Source organism: Allobosea sp. BH3 (assembly GCF_025499465.1).
Classification (GTDB): Bacteria; Pseudomonadota; Alphaproteobacteria; order Rhizobiales; family Beijerinckiaceae; genus Allobosea.
The window spans coordinates 565,383-586,411 of the sequence record NZ_JAIMCA010000003.1 but is presented as its reverse complement, the minus strand read 5'-3'; the positions used below and the strand labels follow the sequence as shown (position 1 = coordinate 586,411).

Here is a 21,029-nt window from a genome sequence, read left to right as displayed (position 1 = left end):
ATTCGGCCGCGAGCCTATAGGGATCAGGCGGCCGCGAACAGGTTGCCATGGGTGATGCGCAGCCGCACCCGCTCGCCGATCGCCGGCGCGACCTGGCTCGCGAGGTCGACATCGAGCCGCCGCTTCAGCCCTTCGACCGCGATCTCGGCCCGGCGCAGAGGCCCGTTCCGTCGCAGGTGCTCGACCGTGCCGGGCAGCGCCAGCGGCGTCTCGTCGACGATGCGCAGATGCTGCGGGCGGACATAGAGCGAGGCCGGTCCGCCCTGGTTCTGGGTGATGCCGCCCAGTACCGGCCGGTCGCCGAAGAAGGCCTGCCCGCCGACGACCTTGACCGGCAGCTTGTTGGCTTCGCCGAGGAACTCGCAGACGAACGGCGTTGCGGGATGATCGTAGACGTCGTCGGCCGAGCCGACCTGCTCGATCCTGCCGTCATTGAGGATGGCGACACGGTCGGCAAGCTCCAGCGCCTCCTCCTGGTCGTGGGTGACGAAGACCGTGGTGTGGCCGGTGCGGCCGTGCAGGTCCCGCAGCCAGGCGCGCAGATCCTTGCGGACCTTCGCGTCGAGCGCGCCGAAGGGCTCGTCGAGCAGCAGCACGCGGGGCTCGATCGCGAGCGCGCGCGCCAGCGCGACACGCTGCCTTTGGCCGCCGGAGAGCTGGCTCGGATAGCGCTTTTCCAGCCCCGGCAATTGAACAAGCTCCAGCAGATCGCTGATTCGCTTGTTGATTTCCGATTCGCTCGGGCGCTCCTGGCGCGGCCTCGAGCGCAGGCCGAAGCCGATGTTCTCGGCAACGTTCATGGTCTTGAACAGCGCATAATGCTGGAAGACGAAGCCGATGCGGCGATCGCGCAAGGAAAGCTCCTGCGTGTCGGCCTCGCCGAAGAGCACCCGCCCGCGATCCGCCTGCTCCAGCCCGGCGATCAGCCGCAGCAGCGTCGTCTTGCCCGAGCCCGAGGGGCCGAGCAGGGCGACGAGTTCGCCCGGCTGGATGTCCAGGGAGACGCCGCGCAGCGCCGTGAAGCTGTCGAAGCGCTTCTCGATGGTTTCGATGGTGACGGCGACCGACATAGCGGGGTCCTTCGTCCGTGTTCGGGTTCAGTGCCGGCGGCTTGCGGCGATCTCGTCGCCGAAGCGCCATTCGAGGAAGGTCTTGAGAGCCAGCGTGATCAGAGCCAGCCCGGCCAGCAGCGAGGCCACGGCGAAGGCCGCCGCGCCCATATACTCGTTGTAGAGGATCTCGATGTGCAGAGGCATGGTGTTGGTGAGCCCCCGGATCTTGCCGGAGACCACCGCCACCGCCCCGAATTCGCCCATGGCGCGGGCGTTGCAGAGCAGCACGCCGTAGAACAGGCTCCATTTCACATTCGGCAGCGTGACGCGGAAGAAGACGCGCCAGGGCGAGGCGCCGAGCGTCAGCGCCGCCTCCTCGTCGGCTGTGCCGAGCGACTGCATGTGCGGGATCAGCTCCCGCGCCACGAAGGGGAAGGTGACGAAGACCGTCGCGAGGATCAGCCCCGGCAGGGCGAAGACGATCTTGATGTCGTGCGCCTGCAGCCAGGGCCCGAAATAGCCTTGCGCGCCGAAGAGCAGCACGAAGACGAGGCCGGAAATCACCGGCGAGACCGAGAAGGGCAGGTCGATCAGACTGATCAGCAGGTTTTTGCCTCGGAATTCGAACTTGGCGACGGCCCAGGCCGCCGCGATGCCGACGACGATGTTGAAGGGCACGGCGATCGCCGCCACGAGCAGCGTCAGCCGGATCGCCGCCAGCGCGTCGGGTTCGGTGATCGCGGCGCGATAGGCTTCCCAGCCCTTGGAACCTGCCTCGACGAAGACGGCGGCGAGCGGCAGCAGCAGGAACAGCAGCAGGAAGAGAAGCGAGACGGCGATCAGAGCGATCCGCACGCCGAGGCTTTCGCCGCGCGCACTGCTGCGGCGGGCGGGCGCGGCGGCTGCGAGGGGCAGGGCAGCGTCAGACATCGCCGAACCTCCGCCGGGCATGGGCCTGGATCAGGTTGACGGAGAGGATCAGCGCGAAGGCGATGATCAGCATCATGGTCGCGACCACGGCGGCGCCGGCATAGTCGAACTGCTCGAGCCGGATCACGATCAGCAACGGCGCGATCTCGGAGACCATCGGCACATTGCCGGCAATGAAGATCACCGAGCCATATTCCCCGACTGCGCGGGCGAAAGCGAGCACGAAGCCGGTGAGCAGGGCTGGCAGGACAGGCGGCAGCACGACCTTGAAGATCGTCCGCGCCCGGCTGGCACCGAGCAGGGCGGCGGCTTCCTCGACATCGCTCTGCAGCTCTTCCAGCACGGGCTGGACAGTCCGCACCACGAAGGGCAGGCCGATGAAGATCAAAGCCACCATCACGCCGAGCGGGGTGTAGGCGATCTGGATGTCGAAGGGCGCGAAGAGCGAGCCGACGATGCCGTTCGGTGCATAGATCGCGGCGAGCGAAATGCCGGCGACCGCCGTCGGCAGGGCGAAGGGCAGGTCCACGGCCGCATCGATCAGCCGTCGGCCCGGAAACTCGTAGCGCACCAGCACCCAGGCGAGGATCAGGCCGAAGACAGCGTTGACCAGCGCCGCGAAGAGCGCGCCGAGGAAGGAGAGCTTCAGCGCCGCGAGCGTGCGCGGCGAGGTCGCAACGGCCCAGATATCGGCCGGCCCGGCACTGGCGGCCTTGATGAAGAGCGCCGCCAGCGGGATCAGCACGATCAGCGAGAGCGCCGTCAGCGTGATGCCCAGCGCCATCCCGAAGCCGGGAAGGATGCTGGGCTCGCGCCAGCGCAAGGGCGTCGCCGCCGCCATGGCTCAGCGCGCCGGCTTGTAGAGCTGGTCGAAAGTGCCGCCATCGCCGAAATGAGTGGGCTGCGCCTTCTTCCAGCCGCCAAAGACGTCATCGATGGTGATGAGCTCGACCTTGGGGAAATTGGCGAGGTCCTTCGGGTCGGCCGCCTCGGGGTTGCGCGGGCGATAGAAATTCCTGGCGATGATCGCCTGCGCCTTCGGGGTGTAGAGGAAGTCGAGATAGGCCTGAGCCTGCTCTCGGCTCTTCTTGGCGTCGACATTGCCGTCGACGAGCGCCACCGGCGGCTCCGCCAGGATCGAGAGGCTCGGCACCACGATCTCGAACTTGTCGGCACCGAACTCCTTCAGCGCGAGGAAGGCCTCGTTCTCCCAGGACAGGAAGACGTCGCCGATGCCGCGCTGGGTGAAGGTCGTGGTCGCGCCGCGCGCGCCGGTGTCGAGCACCGGGACATTGGCGAGGAGCTTGGCGATATAGTCTCGCACCTTCGCCTCGTCCTTGCCGAAGGCCTTCTCGGCATATGCCCAGGCGGCGAGATAGTTCCAGCGTGCCCCGCCCGAGGTCTTCGGGTTCGGGGTGATGACCCGGATTCCGGGCTTCACCAGGTCGCCCCAGTCCTGGATCGCCTTCGGATTGCCCTTGCGGACGAGGAAGACGATCGTCGAGGTATAGGGCGAGGAATTGTGCGGCAGGCGGTTCTGCCAGTCGAGAGGCAGCTTCTTCGAGCGTTCGGCGACGGCGTCGATGTCGCCGGCCAGCGCCAGCGTCACCACATCGGCGGCGAGGCCGTCGATGACGGTGCGCGCCTGCGCTCCTGACCCCCCATGCGACTGGCGGATCGTGCTGATCGTCTTTGCGGGGTTCCTCGCGTTCCACTCGGCGATGAAGGCGGCGTTGATCTCGCGGTAGAGTTCGCGCGTCGGATCATAGGAGACGTTGAGAAGCTCAGTCTGGGCCTGGGCTCCCGCGGTCACGCCGAGGCCAAGGGTAAAGGCTCCCAGAACCAGTCCGGCCCGAAGGAAGCGGCGAAACAGAGGTCGCGTCATGTCAGGGCTCCGTTGCGTTCGCGGAGGCGATGAGGTCTAGCCTCGATAGCTGTGGGCAACACACAAAACGTACTGAATTTTGTTTTCTGTCTCAACGCGTTAGGGGGAATTCCCCTTTCAAACTTCGGCCTCGCAAGAGAAAACGCATCTCCGGCACCGGCGTTCCAGGATGCCGGCGACCGGCCCCGGCGGGCAGGGTGCTCGGGGGCACATCCCCCGGCGCTAACCTCAGGCCCGGCGGCGATCGGCGGCCGGGATTTCGTCGGACAGGGCCGGCCCGAAGGCATGCCCCAGCAGGACCAGGACCGGGCCGCTCGCCGGCATCTCGGCAAGCCGTTCCGGTAGTTCGGCGATCGTCGCAGCGACCCGCATCTCGTCGGGGCGCGTGGCCGCGATCACCGCGACGGCCGGTGTGCGGGGGTCGAGGCCGGCGGCCAGCGCGGATTCGCGGAAGCCGGGCAGGGTGGCCCGCGCCATGTAGATGACCGTCGACGCGGCAGGGTCGGCCATGGCGCGCCAGTCGAGATCGTCGGGCAGGGCGCCGCTGCGGCCATGGCCGGTGACGAACTGCAGGCGCCGTGCGTGGTCGCGATGGGTCAGCGACAGGCCGAGCGAGGCGGCCGCACCCTGCGCGGCGGAGATGCCGGGCACGAGCGAAACCGGGATGCCGGCGGCGCGGCAGGCCTCAATCTCCTCGCCCGCGCGGCCGAAGATGCCGGGATCGCCCCCCTTCAGCCGCACCACATGCTTGCCCTGTGCGGCAAGCGAGACGATCAGGGTATTGATCTCGCCCTGCTTTACGGAGGGGCCATAGCCGGTCTTGCCGACCAGCATGCGCCGGGCCTCGCGCCGGGCCAGCTCCAGCACGCCCGGGGAGACGAGGTCGTCATAGAGAATGATGTCGGCGCTCTGCAGCGCGCGGATGGCCTTGACCGTCAGCAGGTCGGGATCGCCCGGACCGGCTCCGACCAGTGTGACGCGGCCCTTGCCGTCGTGCTGGGTCTCGGCCTGCGCAAGCCTGGCGAACAGCTCCGCCTCGTCCTCCGGGCCGGGCTCCCGGCCTGGTTCCGCCAGCGCCTTCGCGGCGAACAGCTCCCAGAAGGCCCGCCGCAGCGCGAAGGGCAGGTTGCGGGCTTGCACGGCCGGCCGCCAGTCGGCCGCCGCCTGCGCCCAGCTCTTCAGGCCCGGCGGCAGCAGGGCCTCGATCTTGGTGCGGATCGCCTGCCCGAAGACCGGGGCCGCGCCATCGGTGGAGATCGCCACCACCAGCGGCGAGCGATTGACCAGCGCGCCGAAGGCGAAATCGCAATGCTCCGGCTTGTCGACGATGTTGACCGGCGCGCCTGCCCGCCGCGCCGCCGCGACGAAGGCGTGAATCTCCGCCTCTTCGTCGAGATCGCCGATGGCGAGCGCTGCACCCTCCAGATCCTGCGGCTCCCAGCCGCGAGCGTGGACATGCACGCGCTCATGGCCCGCAAGGCCTTCGAACCGCGCCGCCTCCGCTCCCGCGAAGACATGCAATTCGGCGCCCGCAGCGGCCAAAAGCTCGGCCTTCCAGAGCGCGCCCTCGGTCGCGCCGGCCAGCACCGCCTTGCGCTCTTCCAGCTTATGGAAGAGCGGCAGTGTTGCCAGCGGTTCGATCCGCCGCGCCGTGATCTGGGGCCGTCTCTGGTTCATCGCATCTTTTGCTGCAGCCGCTCCGCCCGCCGCATCGGGGGCCACGACGGGATGATAGGAGGAAAGCACGGAGCGGGCCAGCGCCCTCCGGCCTCCGCAGCGGTCCGCGATGTCACACCGCCTTCAGGACGGCCTCGACGATCTCCTGCACATCGAGTGCTTCCTGCAGCGTCGCCAGATGGTGTGGCTCGCCGCGCGTCAGCTTCGCCACGCCTTCGAGCTGGCGCTTCAGCGCGAGCGGGCGCGCCTGGTCCTGAGGCAGGGCATTCGGATCGCGCTCCCAGCGGCCGTCGGGCAGGCGCCGTTCGGCATGGGACCAGTCGCAGAGCCTGACCGCGCCCTTGTCGCCCTCGATCGTCCAGATGTTGTGGTCGTCCTTCGACGTCGTGCCGACGCTGCCGGTGATCGTGACGGGCAGGTGGCCCGCCGTGAGCTTCGCCTCGATGCGGCGCTCGCTCTTGCCGGCTTCCGAATAGTCCGCCTTGGCGGCGAGGCCTGCGAAAGACCCGCCGAGGCACCGCGACAGGAACAGGAAATGCGAGACGACCTCGCGTGTGAAGCCACCCTGCGCCGTCCCGTCGAGCCAGCCTGCCGCATCGGCCTGCCAGGAACGCGGCCAGTTCGCGAAGGCGACCTCGATCGATATGCGCGACGCCGTGCCGATCGCCCCGGCCGCGATCCATTCCTGCAACTTGGCGACGGCGGGCGAAGAGGCGAAGGGGAAGTTTACCGCGCCGCGCTCCTTCGCTTCCGCCACGAAGGCGCGGGCATCGGCGAGGTCGACAGCGAGAGGCTTCTCGCAGAACACGGCCTTGCCGGCAGCGAGCGCCGCGCGCGCATGCGCCAGATGCGAGGAAGGCGGCGAGGCGATGTAGATGCAGTCGCTGGCCGCGATCAGCGAAGCCGCGTCGGCCTTGCGCGGGACCTCCGGAAGAGTGTCTGCGATCCTCTCCATCGCCGCCGCGGACGGGTCCCAGATGCCGGAAACGACGAGCGCTTCGGCCGGCTGCGCGAGCGCCGCCCTCAGCATGCGCTCGCCCATGATGCCGGCGCCGATCAGGCCGAAGGAGATGGGATTGGCGGTCATGGGAATCTTTCATCAGGCAGTGGGCAGGCCGCTCGCGACATCGCAGGGCGCGGCTCGGGAGGCAAGTGCCCGGGTGTGAAAGACCTGCGCCCGCGCCGGCGGATCAGACGTGCTTCGCCCGCACACGGCCGGCGAGGTGGAGCCCGACGACGCCGAGCGCGAACAGCAACCAGAGCGGGTCCGCGCGGTTGAGGATGAAGGATTCCAGCATCCCGATATAGGTCATGAAGATCACGATCGTGGCGAACAGATCCGCCAGATGGCCATTTCCGGGGATGCGCCAGCTCGCGACATAGCTCAGGAGCGGCCGGACCATCAGCTGATAGGTCACGATCACGGCGCCGGGGATGCCGAACGCCAGCGCGGCATCGAGATAGCTCTGGTGGCCGGAACCGATGGCACGCACGTCCCACACCGCTTCCAGATTCTGCTCCAGGCTCGTCGGATTGGCAGTTCCCCAGAAGCCGACGAAGCCGTATCCGGCCCAGGGCCGCTCGGCGATGCGCTGAAACGAGAATTTCCAGATATCGTCGCGCCCGGTGAAGGTCGGGTCCGAGATCAGCGCCGAGGTGATGGCATAAAGCCGCGGAGAGGCTGCCGCGCCCAGGGTCAGCGCCGCGACGGCCGCGACCAGCCCGAAATGGATCAGCACGCTCAGGCCGGGGCGCCCTGTCCAGCGTGCGAACATGACGAGGCCGACGGATAGCGGCAGGAAGCCCATCGTCGTCTTCGAGCCGCTGTTGACGACAAAGACGATGCAAAGCGCGATGACGATGGCTCCGCGCCATTTCAGCCCGCCCCGCCAGGCATAGATGCCGAGCATGGCCACGATCGAGAAGACCGGCGCCGCGACGTTCTTGTGCGAGAGATGACCGAGCCAATCGCCGGCGTGGACACCCTCGGACCCTTCCGAGCTGTGCACGGCGAGATGCGGGGCGAAGATCAGTGCGCCATAGACCAGGGCCAGCACCGCCAGGCTGGCATTGACGGCGCCTTCCGCGAAGCTCGGTTCGTCGCGCGGCAGGATGAGGGCGCCGACCACGATGATCATGGCGACGGCTGTCAGCATCAGGCCGCGGATCGAGCCCGCCATGTCGAGGGCCTGCACGGTCGAGATCGCCGCGACCCCGAACACGACGGCCCAGCCGCCCAGCCCGATTTCGGCCAGGACGGAAGGCGGCGTCAGCCGCAGCAGCGCCGCTCCGAAGAGCAGGCCGAGCGCGAGATAGCCGATCTGGTTGATCAGATTGCTGGTCGAGCCGTCCGGCCCGGCCGCATCGGGCACGCCCGCAAACGGCTGCAGCGACAGGATCAGGATGAACAGGGCAAAGCCGGCGAGCACCGTGCCGAGCGAGGCGCTGGCCTCGCCAGTGCGAAGGCTGGCCCCGACTCCGGCGATCTGACCCTGCGCTGTCTGGCTCATGCGGCTGGTTCGGAAGAGCCCTGCCTCACGGCCGGGCGGTGGCTTGCACGGACGAAGGACGCTCCAGATAGGCCTGGGCCGCGCGCTTCGACATCCGGATGAACGGACGTTCGACCAGCATATGGAGCATGGAGGCGAAGGCAATCACCGCTGCGACCATCACGGCCGTATAGAGCGTTCCCCAGACAGGGCCTTGCAGCCCGAAGCCGTAGAACTTCTCCCCCTGCAGGGTGAAATCGCCGACTATCGGCAGGTTGGCGAGCTTTCCGGCGATCGTCCCGAGATTGATCATGCGGCTCTGCACGAAGATGTGGACCATGTAGACCGCATAGGAGAGCGTCCCCAGCCAGAGGAGCGGGCGCAGCCGCAGAAGCCGGCTGACCGCGCCGCCCTCCCGCGAGAAGACCAGGACGGCTGCGGCGAAGATCCAAGGCGCGGCGAGGCCGACGGCGGTCTTCCCCGCCAGCGCCACGAAGGCCAGGATGACGGCGAGCGTCCCGATTTCCAGCCCGGTCCAGAAGGCCGGGCTCGCCTTCGCCGGTCGCTCCGCCGGAAACACGATGCCGGCGGCGAGATAGGCCAGCGCGCCCAGCGAGAAGCCGTAGAGGCAGCGGATGAAGCCGAATTGCACGGTCGTGTCCATGTAGTCGGGCGACCAGGCCAGCAGCGCGAACGGCCCCAGGATGACGGCCGGGAGCAACACGAGCCAGTAGCGGGCCAGCAGAGTCACGACGGCGAGGCCGAACAGGACATAGGTCCAGAACTCGGAGGAGATGCTCCAGCTCGGGCTGTTCCAGCGCAAAGAAGGCTCGAAGCCGAGGCCGTTGAGCAGGAGCAGGGCGTTGGCCAGGCCGTCGACGCTGTAGGGGCCGGTGAAGGGCGCCGGCCCCGCGCCGCGCAGCAGCGGCACCAGCAGCCGCAGCAGCTCCCAGCCGACGAAGATCGCCAGCACCACGGCGTGCAGCGGGTAGATGCGGCCGAAGCGGCTGATCAGGAAGGCGCCGAAGGCGCGCCCGTTGCCGAGCCTGTTCCTGTAGCCATGGCTGATCACGAAACCGGAGAGCACGAAGAAATAATCGACGAACAGGAAGGCGTGCCGCACCAGCGGGCTTTCCGCGATCGGCCCGGCAGCCGGAAAATGCATCAGCGCGACCATCAGCGCGCAGATGCCCCGCCAGGAATCCAGCGCCTCGAACCGGGCAGGGGCCCGCGCGGCCGTTGCGCGCATGGCTGGATCGAACTGGGACATCGAACTTCCCGCCTGTTCCGCTCTGGAACGTCTGCGGGCCCTTGTTGCAGATAAGGGCTAAGCCTTCGCAAATGCCGTGCGAGGAAGCTCGGGCCCGGCCTGCCACGTTTTGAACAGTCTCCCGGATGTTTCGAAGGTTCCGTACCGTCGGCATTAAGGCTCTTGCGTAGAACCTTCGGCAAATTTTAGCGGACGATGCTAGCTTCGCGGCCTTGAAAACTGTGAAATGACCAAAAGGCGGAAGGCTATCATGGCTGCGATATCCGAGCTGGCGCGGGTGGCGACGGCGCTCGCCGTGCCCAACGGCATCCTGAAGCGCGGTGCGGCGCTGCGCGGCACGGCCTTCTTCGCGAAGGCTGCCATCCGGGCCCGCCTCGGCTCCGGCCGGCCCTTCCAGATGGTCAATGTCGGCGCCTGCGACGGCGTGCTCTTCGACGACGCCACGCCCTGGCTGAACCGCATCGCCGGCTCGCGCGCCGTCCTGGTCGAGCCGATCCCCTATAATCAGGAGCGCCTGCGCGCCAACTACCCGGACACCGAGCGCTTCGTCATCGAGAAGCTCGCCGTGACGCGCGAGCCCGGCACCATCACCGTCAAGACCTTCGACCCCGCCGCGCTCGAAAGCGGCAAGCTGCCGCCCGAATTCATCGGCTGCTCCTCGATCACCGACACGAACCTGATGTCGGGCGTCGACGTCTGGGGCGAGGCGGACGGCAACTTCGAGAAGTTCAAGGCCTTCATCAAGACGATCGAGGTGCCCTCCGACACGCTCCAGGCCGTGCTCGACCGCAACGGCATCGACCATATCGACGCCTTCCTCGTCGATTGCGAGGGCGCCGACTGGGAGGTCTTCTCCCAGCTCGACCTCGCGCGCTACCGGCCGGGCCTGATCAAGATCGAGATCGGCGCGCTGCCCGCCGCCGAGATCGGGCAGGTGATGGTGAAGCTCAAGACCGCCGGCTACGATGTCGGCCTCTATGCCGAGGACGTCTGGGCGTTTGCCTGAGGCGGGGAGGGCGCTCGCCCTTCGCCTCGTTTCGGCCCTTACGTCATGGTCGGGCTTGTCCCGACCATCCACGTCTTCTCTCATCGAACGCAGTGTTCAAGACGTGGATGCTCGCCACAAGGGCGAGCATGACGGGCAGGGCGTTGGAACCGCGGGGAACCCCGCTCCCGGGTAGGAGAGGGGCAGGGGTGAGGGACCGCCCTTGATCGCGTGAGCACCACGGGCCCGCCCCTTATTGCAATGGCAGGCCCTCATCCGGCGCTCCGCGCCACCTTCTCCCATCTGGGAGAAGGAAGAGGCGCCGTGGTTCCCGCGCCCTTCAACGCCCCCCTCACGCCCCCAACTGCCCCGTCTCGCCCTGCATCTGCGCGATCTGCCGCTCCAACGCCGCGATATCGGCGTCGCTGGGGTTCGGGTTCAACAGCGCGAAGCGGAGCACCATGCGGTCCTCCTCCGACGAAGACCGCATGCAGGCGATGAAGCAGGCGCCGTCGCTGCGGCGGCAGCTGCGCGCCCGCTTGCAGGCGGCGTCGCGGCAGCCGCGCCAGACCTCCAACGCATCGCCCAGCGCCTGCAGCATCTCGCGGCGCTGCGCCTGGGAGCGGTTGAAGTCGGCGATCTGTTCGGCGGAGAAGGGCGATATGTCGCGCGCGGCCATGATAGCTCCTGTGGGTTGGCGCGCGGCCGCCCCCGAGCGACAGGCGCGCAAAGATTCCGCCCGCGCCGGAGCGCGGCGGCTGCTGGATAGGGGCTGGCGGAGCGCCGCGAGGCGCGAGAGTGATCCGCAACCATTGAGCCAGGCTGCGGCGCGGCGGGATTGAGCCACCCGTCGCACGCCCCGTGGCGCTCCGCCTCCGGCGATTTCGGACTCCGGGCCGCGCTTATACGGCTTGGTGGCTCAGGACCTGCGGGCTTGGACGCCAGTTTCCCTCATCGGGTCGTCGCGTCGTCGCCATGCGGGTCCGTCACCGGCCGAGCCTTCCAGCGAGCTCCTCGCACAGGGATCGTAATGTCCCCAGGGCGGTGCCCCGAAGCCTCCCGAGCCTGGCTTGTGAGACCAGCCGCAGGCGCCGACCCTCCACCCAGCCATTGGCACACCTCCGGATGGCCGCCCCGTTTGGGTGATGGGCGAAGGGAGGATAAGGCGGGTGAGAAGGGGCGGGGATAAGTGTCTGGTCGGAGTCAGACGTGGAGCATGTCCGCTTTTCGCCTTTCGTCGAATTCCTCCCTTCATCTACAAAAAGGTACTGTGGAAACATGCGAATGGTGGTGACGAGGGCGCTAAGACCCGCTTAGGCTGAAAAAAACTCGAATCGCGGGGCTCTGGGGGGCATGCTAAGACCGCTTGTCAGCGAGAAAATGGCTCGCATTGCCGAGTATAAGAAGCGAAAGTCGCGCTACGATCTTCAAAGCGTTGTCGCTTCTAAGGCAGATGAATTGATCGCCGATGGTTGGGAACGAGCCCCAGGTCGGGGTCAGAAGATTCGTCTTAAACGCTCCAAAAGCTTCGATGAACTTCTGGAGAACGACTTTTGGACGGTGCTTTATCTTTTCGGCTATCCGAACTTAAACGCGGGTCGGAAGTTCACTGTCGAATTGTCACAGCACGGCGGCAAGCCGATCACCAAGCAAATCGACGTCTTGGCCTTTGATGACGAAACAGTCGTTGTTGCCGAATGCAAGGCCTGTGAGACGCGAAGCAAGCGCTCGCTCCGCAAGGACATTTCAGAATTCGAGGCCAACAAGAAAGCCATCGCGAACGCACTCAAGCATTACCTTGGTAAGGATGGTGGTCAGAAGTTTCTCTGGCTCTTCGTTACGCGAAATATCGAGTGGAGTACAACGGATAGAGGGCTCGCGGAACAACATAACATCCGCATTGTGAGTGAAAGGGATCTTCGATATTTTTCAGAGATTGCAAAGCGGCTCGGCCCCGCTGGACGATTTCAGTTTCATGCCACTTACCTTGCCGCTACCAAAGTCGATGCGCTACGAGATGTAAAGGTTCCAGCCATCCGCACAAAGGTTGGCGGCTGCCAAGCATATTTCTTCGTTGCGCCTGCCAGAAAACTTCTACCAATTTCCTATGTTAACCATCGCGATCTGCGTGATCCTGAGGCTGCCCCAAGCTATCAGCGACTAATCACACGAAATCGCCTTCAGGCTGTCGCCAATTTCATTCACGATGGGGGGTATTTCGCAAACGCAATCATTGTGAATTTCAAGAATACTGTTCGATTTGATCAAGCTGCTCCACAGACGGAAGATGGAACCACGATGGGGATGTTAACTCTCCCATCTGATTATAAGTCAGTTTGGGTGATTGACGGACAACATCGCCTTTATGGGTATGCTGAGTTGGCGGAGAGCCACCCGACGCATCGGGTGCCTGTCATTGCTTTTGAAAAGCTTGCGAGCGAAGAGGAGGGGCGCCTCTTCAAGACGATCAATAGTCAGCAGAAAATGGTTTCACCGGGTCTGCTTGATGAGTTGCGAGGTGAACAGGACCTCCACTCGGAAGATCGGCAGCGGCAAAGCCGGGCAATTGCCGCTCGCATTATTGAGCAGCTTCGTTCCGATGTCGGCGGACCTTTCGAGGACCGCTTCAAAAGTGCTGATCTACCGGACGGGCCAGAGCGCACGCTGACGATCACCTCTATCATCAACGCGATCACATCGTCTGGGTTGATCGGTCGAATGAGGTCGAAGCCGACCCGTTTTATACAAGGCCCTCTCAGTGGAGATACCCCAACGCAGACGATTAATTCTGCTGCCTCAACCCTGTCCGACTATTTCGACCTTGTTAGGCAGGCAAACATCGTTCGATGGGACGCTGGCAAGGCCGGCATGCTCTGCACGAACGTAGCAGTTGAGGCTTATATCCGGCTTCTGGGCGAGCTTTGCCCGTTCATCCATAGGGAAACCGGAAACGACCCCAGAAACCTAACGGAGACCGAGCTGCTGGGAGAGGTTGGGCGTTACTTGGAGCCGATATTGGAAGTGATAAAGACCGCCACAGACCATGCCTTTTCGCAGCGGTTCAAGGTTCCATTCGGTTCCGGTGGTCCCACGAGATATTTTCATCGCCTCGCGGACATCGTGAAGGCTAAGTTCCCAAGCTTCGCACCCGTAGGATACGATGACTTCGTGAAGGAGAGCGAAGAGGAGATTACTAAGCTTGCTGATCAGCGTGTGCGAATTATTCAGGAGCAAGTTCCTGCGTTTATCGTATCCAGGTTGAAGCGAATTTATGATGGCGAAAAATATCTTCAACAAGCGATAAAGAATAAAGATATATTGGAGGGAGCTTTTAAGAAGCAGCTCGCGGCTGAGGTTGACGATCAAGGTCCGCTGGAAACTTATATTGATTTCATTGATTTTCGTAAGATTGTCGAAACTAAGGAGAATTGGCCAAATTTTAGCGATATTTTGAGTATTAGATTGCCTGACGAGTCTCATGCAGCTCGTTATTTGAAGTGGTTTGATGAGGTTAATCGCATTCGTAGGATCCCGGCTCACCCGTTTGGTAAAAAGTACAAAGAACGAGATATCGAGGTTCTCGAAAGCGTCTTTGACAGCTTATTGAGTAGCGGCGTCATAGGCTCCAATGCGTGAACCGTTTTTGAAGTGGGCCGGTGGGAAAAGGTGGCTGGCGCGCTCCTTTTCTTGGCTCTTCCCTGCATCCTACGACCGTTATGTCGAGCCGTTCCTTGGAGGTGGCGCAATTTTCTTTGCCCAAGAGCCCAGCAACGCGCTTCTTTCTGATGCGAATGAGAAATTGGTCGCTACTTACAATGCGATCCGGGATGATTGGCAATCTGTGCTCGCGCATCTTGAAGAGTATGCCCATAAGCATTCTGATAATTTTTATTACGAAGCTCGCGCAACTCCTCAGATCAAAAGCGCTGCGGAAGCCGCGCGATTCATCTACCTAAATCGAACCTGTTGGAACGGCCTTTATAGGGTCAATCTGCGTGGAGAATTTAATGTTCCCAGAGGCACAAAAGATCGCGTGTTGATGGAAACGGATGATTTCGAATGGGTATCATCGGCGCTCCAAAAGGCTTCGATCACTACGAAAGATTTTGAAGCGACCTTGGCAGAAGCCGGGCACGGAGATTTTGTTTTTCTCGATCCGCCTTATACCGTTGCGCACAACAATAACGGTTTTCTAAAGTATAACGAGAATATCTTTTCTTGGTCGGACCAAGAGCGATTGAAGGAAGCGGCGGCAGCTGCTGCGGGCCGTGGCGCGTCAGTCTTAGTGCTCAACGCGCACCACTCATCAATCGAACAACTTTACGACGGTGTTGGCACTATGCACATCGTCAACCGACATAGTGTGATTTCTGGAAGCGCAGGCCATCGCAGGAGCGTAGAAGAGGTCGCTATACAAATCGGATATGCAACCTCAAGTCCGATAGATCTACTCAATTTGCACGATGCTCGCTACAGTGCTAGCGAACTCAAGGAAGCGTAGCGCCCATGATTAAGGCGCCGCAAGCTGTGGCCGGAAGTGGCGCGTTTGCGCCTACTCCGCCGCCTCGCGCTGCACGGCCTTCCCCTTCTTGATCGGCCGCCGGTCCAGCACCTCCTTGAGGAACCTTGCGGTATGGCCCTTGCCGATCCGCACGATGTCTTCCGGCGTGCCCTGTGCCACGACCTGGCCGCCGCCGTCGCCGCCTTCGGGGCCCATGTCGATTACCCAGTCGGCGGTCTTCACCACCTCGAGATTGTGCTCGATCACCACCACCGAATTGCCCTGGTCGACCAGCTCGTGCAGCACCTCCATGAGCTTGGCGACATCGTGGAAATGCAGGCCGGTCGTCGGCTCGTCGAGGATGTAGAGCGTGCGGCCGGTGGCGCGCTTGGAGAGCTCCTTGGAGAGCTTGACGCGCTGCGCCTCGCCGCCCGAGAGCGTCGTCGCCTGCTGGCCGACCTTGACGTAGTCGAGCCCGACGCGGTGCAGCGTCTCCATCTTGTCGCGGATCGAGGGCACGGCCTTGAACAGGACCTTGGCCTCCTCGACCGACATGTCGAGCACATCGGCGATCGACTTCTCGCGGTATTTCACTTCCAGCGTCTCGCGGTCGTAGCGCTTGCCCTTGCAGACGTCGCAGGTGACGTAGACATCCGGCAGGAAGTGCATCTCGATCTTGATGACGCCGTCGCCCTGGCAGGCCTCGCAGCGGCCGCCCTTGACGTTGAAGCTGAAGCGGCCCGGGCCGTAGCCGCGCGCCTTCGCCTCCGGCAGGCCGGCGAACCATTCGCGGATCGGCGTGAAGGCGCCGGTATAGGTCGCGGGGTTGGAGCGCGGCGTGCGGCCGATCGGCGACTGGTCGATGTCGATGACCTTGTCGAGATGCTCGATGCCCTCGATGCGGTCATGCGGGGCCGGGTGCTCGATCGAGCCGTTGAGCTTGCGCGCCACGGCCTTGTAGAGCGTGTCGATGACGAGCGTCGACTTGCCGCCGCCGGAGACGCCGGTGATGCAGGTGAACATGCCCAAGGGGATCTCGACCGTCACGTCCTTGAGGTTGTTGCCGCGCGCGCCGACGATCTTCAGCGCGCGGCCCTTCTGCGCCTTGCGACGCTTCTCGGGCACCGGCACCGACATCTCGCCGGTCAGGTATTTGCCCGTCAACGAATTGGGATCGTTGAGGATATCTTGCGGCGTGCCCTTGGCGACGATCTCGCCGCCATGGATGCCGGCGCCGGGGCCGACATCGACGACATAATCCGCGGTCAGGATCGCGTCCTCGTCATGCTCGACCACGATCACCGTGTTGCCGAGGTCTCTTAGCCGGCGCAGCGTTCCGAGCAGGCGCTCGTTGTCGCGCTGGTGCAGGCCGATCGAGGGCTCGTCCAGCACATAGAGCACGCCGGTGAGGCCCGAGCCGATCTGCGAGGCGAGACGGATGCGCTGGCTCTCGCCGCCCGACAGCGTGCGCGAGCCGCGCGCGAGCGTCAGGTATTCCAGGCCCACATCGAGCAGGAAGGTCAGCCGGTCGCGGATCTCCTTGAGGATGCGCGGGGCGATCTCGTTCTGCTTCTTCGAGAGGCGCGAGGGCAGGGCGGTGACCCATTCCAGCGCGTCCTTGACCGAGAGCTTCGAGATCTCGCCGATATGGCGCATGTCGATCTTCACCGCCAGCGCCTCGGGCTTCAGGCGATAGCCGTTGCAGGCGGCGCAGGGCGTCTCGGACATGAAGCGGCCGATCTCCTCGCGCGCCCAGTCCGACTCCGTCTCCTTCCAGCGCCGCTCCATATTGGTGATGACGCCCTCGAAGGGCTTCTTCACCTCATAGGCGCGCAGGCCGTCATTATAGGCCATGCGCACGGCTTCCGTGCCGGTGCCGAACAGGATCGCCTTGTGGGCGCTCTCCGGCAGCTCGGACCAGGGCTTGGTCATCGAGAAGCCGAAATGCTTCGCGAGCGCTTCCAGCGTCTGGCCGTAATAGGGCGAGGTCGACTTGGCCCAGGGGGCGATGGCGCCCTTCTTGAGGGTGAGCGAATGATCCGGCACGATCATGTCCGGGTCGATCCGCATCTCGTGGCCGAGGCCGTCGCAGGTCGGGCAGGCGCCGAAGGGGTTGTTGAACGAGAACAGCCGGGGCTCGATCTCGGGAATGGTGAAGCCGGAAACCGGGCAGGCGAACTTGGAGGAGAAGGTGACACGCTTCGCCTCGCCGTTCTCCTCCTTCTCGTCGGCATATTCGAAGACCGCGATGCCGTCCGTCAGCTCCAGCGCCTGCTCCAGCGAATCCGCGAGACGGGCGCCGAGATCGGGCCGGATCACGATGCGGTCCACGACGACGTCGATGTCGTGCTTGAACTTCTTGTCGAGTGGCGGCGCGTCCGGGATCTCGTAGAACTCGCCATTGACCTTGACGCGCTGGAAGCCGCGCTTCAGCCAGTCCGCCATTTCCTTGCGGAACTCGCCCTTGCGGCCGCGCACCACCGGCGCGAGCAGATAGCCGCGCGTCTTCTCCGGCAGCTCGGTGAGGCGATCCACCATCTGCGAGACGGTCTGGCTCTCGATCGGCAGCCCGGTCGCGGGCGAATAGGGAATGCCGGCGCGCGCCCACAACAGGCGCATATAGTCGTGGATTTCGGTGACGGTGCCGACCGTCGAGCGCGGGTTCTTGGAAGTCGTCTTCTGCTCGATCGAGATGGCGGGAGAAAGCCCGTCGATCTGGTCGACATCGGGCTTCTGCATCATCTCGAGGAACTGGCGGGCATAGGCCGAGAGGCTCTCGACATAGCGGCGCTGGCCTTCCGCATAGATCGTGTCGAAGGCGAGCGAGGACTTGCCCGAGCCGGAAAGCCCCGTGAATACGACGAGCTTGTCGCGCGGAATGGCGAGATCGACGTTCTTGAGGTTATGCTCGCGGGCGCCGCGCACGGTGATGGCGCGCGAATTCGGGTCGGCCACGCGATTGCGGTCGAACATGTCTTCAAGCGCAGCAGCTTGTTGTGCAGCCGACTTGGCAGCAGCGGGATCGGTCTTGCGGGCCATCGGGGCGTCCGTTGCGGTGAGGCCCTTTAGATAGGGCAAATGCCGGGCCATGCCAGCCCGGCGAGCCGGGCGACGGCAATGTCTAGCACGCAGGCGTGGCGGCGCAGGCCGCTCCCCCTCATCGTGCTGACAGCAGATGGCAGGAATACGCCGCTCCGCCCCTCGCGATCTATGGGCGCGGAGCGCTTCATCGGCGACGGATCAAGCGCGGGGCGTCCCGCGTTAAACGGCGGGTCTTCGAAACCAGGGAGAGGCGCGATGTCGATCAGAACCGTTCTGCAGGCCGGCGCGATGGCGCTCGGCATCCTGATGGCAGGGCCGCTGGCGGCCTGCGAGCTCGACCGGCCGTTGAAGATGGCCGGGCTCGATTACGACTCCGCCGCCTTCCACACCGCCGTCGCCAGCGCCATCGCCGAGCGCGGCTTCGGCTGCAAGGTCGAGCGGGTGCCGGGAGCCATCGCCCCGCTGGTCAACGGAATGGCGCGCGGCGATGTCGACATCGTCATGGAGATCTGGGCGGCGAACCCGGTCGAGGCCTGGGTCAAGGCGGCGGAGGCGGGCAGGGTGGTTCCGCTCGGCACCACCTTCCCGGACGCCAGCGAGGGCTGGTTCGTGCCGCGCTATCTCGTTTCCGGGCCGGACGCCAAGGCGCCGGAGCTGAAATCGGTCACCGACCTCAAGCGCTACAAGGACCTCTTCGCCGATCCCGAGGAGCCGTCCAAGGGCCGGTTCTACAATTGTGTCGCCGGCTGGGTCTGCGAGGGCATCAACACCAAGAAGCTTGGCGTCTATGGGCTGGCGCAGGATTTCACCAACACCCGCGGCGGCTCGCCCGAAGCGCTGGTGGCCGCCATCGAGGCCGCGCTGAAGCGCAAGCGGCCCGTGCTGTTCTATTAGTGGGGGCCGAGCTGGTTGCTGGGCGCCTATGATCTGGTGAAGCTGGAAGAGCCGCCCTTCGACGAGAAGATCTGGGCCGAGCTGAAGACGAACGACGCGCCGACCCGCGCCACGGCCTATCCGGTCAGCCGCGTCGTCATCGGCGCCAACGTCGATTTCCCGACGAAGGCGCCGCAGCTCGCCGCCTTCTTCAAGGCCTATGGCATGAGCGCGGAGATGACCTCGAAGATGCTAGCCGAGGCGCGCGAGAAGGGCATCACGCCCGAGCAGCAGGCGCTGGCCTTCCTCAAGGCACAGCCCGAGCTGTGGAAGCGCTGGCTTCCGGCGGAGGCCGCCCAGAAGGTCGCGGCAAGCCTGTGAGCGAAACCGACCGGTGAGCGAAAACTGGCTGCCCGATCTCGGCAAGGCGCTGCAGCAGGCGGTCAACCGCGCCGTCGATGCGGTCGTCACCGGCCATGGCGATAGTCTCGACGGCCTCTCCGCGCTGCTGACCGCGCCGGTGCGCTGGGTCGAGGCCGGGCTGCTCCAGCTCTCCCCGCCGGTCGGCATCGCCATCGTCGCCGGCGCTGCACTGTTGGCGCGGCCACGTCCCTTCTTCGTGCTCGGCATGGCGGCGCTACCGGCGGCCATCGCGCTGCTCGGCGTCTGGCAGGCGACGATGCAGTCGCTGGCGTTGATCGCGGTGGCGGTGCTGCTGGTCGCGATGCTCGGGCTGCCGCTCGGAATCATGGCGGCGCGCTGGCCCCGGCTCTCTCGCGTGCTGGCGCCGGTCTACGACCTGATGCAGACGATCCCGAGCTTCGTCTACCTGATCCCGGTGGCGATGGTGCTGGGGCTGGGCCGGGCGCCGGCTCTGATCGCCACGGTGATCTACGCGCTGCCGCCCTTCGCGCGCCTCACCGAACTCGGCCTGCGCGAGATCGACCGCGAGCTGGTGGCGGCCTCGCGAGCGCTGGGCCTGAGCGGCCGGCAGACGCTCTGGCTGGTCGAGCTGCCCCTGGCCCGCCCGGCGATCCTGCAGGGGCTCAACCAGGCGATCATGATGGCGCTTGCCATGGTGGTGGTCGCCTCGATGATCGGCGCTAAGGGCCTGGGCGAGATCGTGCTGCTCGGCCTCCAGCGTGCCGATCCGGGACTCGGTTTCGTCGGCGGGCTGGCGATCGTGCTGCTGGCGATCCTGCTCGACCGTATGGCTGGAGCGGTGTTGGCAAGGGGGAAGGGTCGCTAAGGGGCCGCAAGCAGAGGGCGACTCATTGCACCCGGATTTCCTCCCCTGGGCCTCGCCGGCCGCCCCAAACCTCAAAGCCGCGGCCCGAGACGACGCTGACAAACCTGCGGGCCAATGGCTCTAAACCCAGCGTTAACCTTGATAGGTCATTTCGGACCAATAGTGGCTTCGCGTGGGTAGTCCCTGCTGCGGCTGCGGTTCGAGGGTGGCAAACCATGCGGCTGATCGTTGGCACAATCATCGTCTTCGTCTGCGTTTTCGGCAGCTACGCGGCGATGGGTGGCCACCTCTTGGTCCTTTGGCAGCCATTCGAGTTTGTTATCATCCTTGGTGCAGCGATCGGTGCCTTCGTCATCGGCAATCCCGGGCCGGTGCTCAAGGCCGTGCCCGCCATGCTTGGCACGCTCATGAAGGGCTCCAAGTACAAGCAGGAAGACTATGTCGAGCTGCTGGGAATGCAGTATTCGTTGTACAAGCTTGTGAAGCAAAAGGGCGTGCTCGCGATCGAAGAGCACATCGAAAACCCGAGTGATTCGACGCTGTTCAACGCCTTCCCGACTTTTGCGGCGAACCATCATGCGGTCGAGTTCGTCTGCGACTACATGCGCATGCTGACGATGGGCTCCAACAACGTCCACGAGATCGACGCTCTCATGGACGAGGAGCTGGAGACGCACCACCAGGAGCAGGAGCGTGTCGTTTCGGCCATGCAGTCGCTCGCAGACGGAACACCGGCGCTCGGCATCGTCGCCGCCGTGCTCGGCGTGATCAAGACGATGGGGTCGATCACCGAGCCGCCGGAGGTGCTGGGACATCTGATCGGCGGCGCGCTCGTAGGCACTTTCTTCGGCGTCTTCGTCGCCTACGGCTTCTTCGGGCCCATGGCGCAGTCTCTCAAGCGCATCTACGAGGCGGAATCCAAATACTACCTTTCCCTCAAGGTAGGCCTCCTGGCTCATATCAGCGGTCAGCCGCCGGTAATGGCGGTCGAGTTTGCCCGCAAGGCTCTGATGAGCGACGTCCGCCCGACCTTCAGCGAAGTGGAACAGGCAACCGCCGATCTGCCCGCCTAGATC

Annotated in this window: 15 protein-coding genes and 1 pseudogene; 6 read left to right on the top strand and 10 right to left on the bottom strand. The window is 64.7% G+C overall.

Going from position 1 to position 21,029, the window contains the following annotated elements; genetic code table 11:
• Positions 1-23: 23 nt before the first annotated feature.
• The 8 genes from BoBH3_RS11620 to BoBH3_RS11585 all read right to left on the bottom strand — a co-directional run bounded on the left by BoBH3_RS11620 (position 24) and on the right by BoBH3_RS11585 (position 9,303).
• Complete coding sequence (locus BoBH3_RS11620; RefSeq protein WP_262330944.1) at positions 24-1,070, bottom strand: sulfate/molybdate ABC transporter ATP-binding protein; 1,047 nt, start codon at positions 1,068-1,070, stop codon at positions 24-26.
• 27 nt (positions 1,071-1,097) lie between these two features.
• On the bottom strand, positions 1,098-1,982 hold the full coding sequence (cysW, locus tag BoBH3_RS11615; protein ID WP_262330943.1) for a sulfate ABC transporter permease subunit CysW: 885 nt from the start codon (positions 1,980-1,982) through the stop codon (positions 1,098-1,100).
• Positions 1,975-2,823 (bottom strand): sulfate ABC transporter permease subunit CysT, encoded by an 849-nt coding sequence (gene cysT, locus BoBH3_RS11610; RefSeq protein ID WP_262330942.1) that lies wholly within the window; start codon positions 2,821-2,823, stop codon positions 1,975-1,977. Before cysT ends, cysW begins: the two co-directional genes overlap by 8 nt.
• A gap of 3 nt (positions 2,824-2,826) precedes the next feature.
• Entirely contained in the window at positions 2,827-3,867 is a 1,041-nt protein-coding gene (locus tag BoBH3_RS11605) for a sulfate ABC transporter substrate-binding protein (RefSeq protein ID WP_262330941.1), read from the bottom strand.
• A 228-nt stretch (positions 3,868-4,095) separates the two neighbouring features.
• Positions 4,096-5,544, bottom strand: coding sequence for a siroheme synthase CysG (gene cysG, locus BoBH3_RS11600; protein WP_262330940.1), 1,449 nt, complete (start codon positions 5,542-5,544; stop codon positions 4,096-4,098).
• 112 nt (positions 5,545-5,656) lie between these two features.
• Positions 5,657-6,631, bottom strand: a complete 975-nt coding sequence (locus tag BoBH3_RS11595) for a Gfo/Idh/MocA family protein (protein WP_262330939.1) — start codon at positions 6,629-6,631, stop codon at positions 5,657-5,659.
• 103 nt (positions 6,632-6,734) lie between these two features.
• On the bottom strand, positions 6,735-8,054 hold the full coding sequence (locus BoBH3_RS11590; protein ID WP_262330938.1) for an O-antigen ligase family protein: 1,320 nt from the start codon (positions 8,052-8,054) through the stop codon (positions 6,735-6,737).
• A gap of 25 nt (positions 8,055-8,079) precedes the next feature.
• Entirely contained in the window at positions 8,080-9,303 is a 1,224-nt protein-coding gene (locus tag BoBH3_RS11585; RefSeq protein ID WP_262330937.1) for an acyltransferase family protein, read from the bottom strand.
• Between the two features lie 250 nt (positions 9,304-9,553).
• Here BoBH3_RS11585 and BoBH3_RS11580 point away from each other — a divergent pair, with 250 nt between their 5' ends.
• Positions 9,554-10,309, top strand: coding sequence for an FkbM family methyltransferase (locus BoBH3_RS11580; RefSeq protein ID WP_262330936.1), 756 nt, complete (start codon positions 9,554-9,556; stop codon positions 10,307-10,309).
• A 331-nt stretch (positions 10,310-10,640) separates the two neighbouring features.
• On the opposite strand, the gene BoBH3_RS11575 is transcribed toward BoBH3_RS11580, so the two are convergent.
• Positions 10,641-10,967, bottom strand: a complete 327-nt coding sequence (locus BoBH3_RS11575; protein ID WP_262330935.1) for a hypothetical protein — start codon at positions 10,965-10,967, stop codon at positions 10,641-10,643.
• Between the two features lie 701 nt (positions 10,968-11,668).
• On the opposite strand from BoBH3_RS11575, the gene BoBH3_RS11570 reads away from it, so the two are divergent.
• Entirely contained in the window at positions 11,669-13,924 is a 2,256-nt protein-coding gene (locus tag BoBH3_RS11570; RefSeq protein WP_262330934.1) for a DGQHR domain-containing protein, read from the top strand.
• Positions 13,917-14,789: a DNA adenine methylase gene (locus BoBH3_RS11565; protein WP_262330933.1), complete on the top strand. Its 873-nt coding sequence runs from the start codon at positions 13,917-13,919 to the stop codon at positions 14,787-14,789. Before BoBH3_RS11570 ends, BoBH3_RS11565 begins: the two co-directional genes overlap by 8 nt.
• 51 nt (positions 14,790-14,840) lie before the next feature.
• On the opposite strand, the gene uvrA is transcribed toward BoBH3_RS11565, so the two are convergent.
• A complete protein-coding gene (uvrA, locus tag BoBH3_RS11560) occupies positions 14,841-17,828 on the bottom strand; it encodes an excinuclease ABC subunit UvrA (protein WP_262330932.1) in 2,988 nt (995 codons plus the stop codon).
• A gap of 39 nt (positions 17,829-17,867) precedes the next feature.
• Here uvrA and BoBH3_RS11555 point away from each other — a divergent pair.
• The 3 genes and pseudogenes from BoBH3_RS11555 (at position 17,868) to motA (ending at position 21,026) form a co-directional block, all read left to right on the top strand.
• Positions 17,868-19,085 (top strand): annotated as a pseudogene (locus BoBH3_RS11555) (ABC transporter substrate-binding protein).
• 13 nt (positions 19,086-19,098) lie between these two features.
• Positions 19,099-19,953 (top strand): ABC transporter permease, encoded by an 855-nt coding sequence (locus BoBH3_RS11550; protein WP_262330931.1) that lies wholly within the window; start codon positions 19,099-19,101, stop codon positions 19,951-19,953.
• A gap of 215 nt (positions 19,954-20,168) precedes the next feature.
• Positions 20,169-21,026: a flagellar motor stator protein MotA gene (gene motA / locus BoBH3_RS11545; protein ID WP_262330930.1), complete on the top strand. Its 858-nt coding sequence runs from the start codon at positions 20,169-20,171 to the stop codon at positions 21,024-21,026.
• Positions 21,027-21,029 lie beyond the last annotated feature (3 nt).

Coding starts and splice junctions, on each gene's coding strand:
- BoBH3_RS11620 (WP_262330944.1), bottom strand. CDS start 1,070: ATGTCGGTCGCCGTCACCATCGAAACCATCGAGAAGCGCTTCGACAGC.
- cysT (WP_262330942.1), bottom strand. CDS start 2,823: ATGGCGGCGGCGACGCCCTTGCGCTGGCGCGAGCCCAGCATCCTTCCC.
- BoBH3_RS11605 (WP_262330941.1), bottom strand. CDS start 3,867: ATGACGCGACCTCTGTTTCGCCGCTTCCTTCGGGCCGGACTGGTTCTG.
- BoBH3_RS11570 (WP_262330934.1), top strand. CDS start 11,669: ATGGCTCGCATTGCCGAGTATAAGAAGCGAAAGTCGCGCTACGATCTT.
- BoBH3_RS11590 (WP_262330938.1), bottom strand. CDS start 8,054: ATGAGCCAGACAGCGCAGGGTCAGATCGCCGGAGTCGGGGCCAGCCTT.
- cysG (WP_262330940.1), bottom strand. CDS start 5,544: ATGAACCAGAGACGGCCCCAGATCACGGCGCGGCGGATCGAACCGCTG.
- BoBH3_RS11575 (WP_262330935.1), bottom strand. CDS start 10,967: ATGGCCGCGCGCGACATATCGCCCTTCTCCGCCGAACAGATCGCCGAC.
- motA (WP_262330930.1), top strand. CDS start 20,169: ATGCGGCTGATCGTTGGCACAATCATCGTCTTCGTCTGCGTTTTCGGC.
- cysW (WP_262330943.1), bottom strand. CDS start 1,982: ATGTCTGACGCTGCCCTGCCCCTCGCAGCCGCCGCGCCCGCCCGCCGC.
- BoBH3_RS11565 (WP_262330933.1), top strand. CDS start 13,917: ATGCGTGAACCGTTTTTGAAGTGGGCCGGTGGGAAAAGGTGGCTGGCG.
- BoBH3_RS11585 (WP_262330937.1), bottom strand. CDS start 9,303: ATGTCCCAGTTCGATCCAGCCATGCGCGCAACGGCCGCGCGGGCCCCT.
- BoBH3_RS11580 (WP_262330936.1), top strand. CDS start 9,554: ATGGCTGCGATATCCGAGCTGGCGCGGGTGGCGACGGCGCTCGCCGTG.
- BoBH3_RS11595 (WP_262330939.1), bottom strand. CDS start 6,631: ATGACCGCCAATCCCATCTCCTTCGGCCTGATCGGCGCCGGCATCATG.
- uvrA (WP_262330932.1), bottom strand. CDS start 17,828: ATGGCCCGCAAGACCGATCCCGCTGCTGCCAAGTCGGCTGCACAACAA.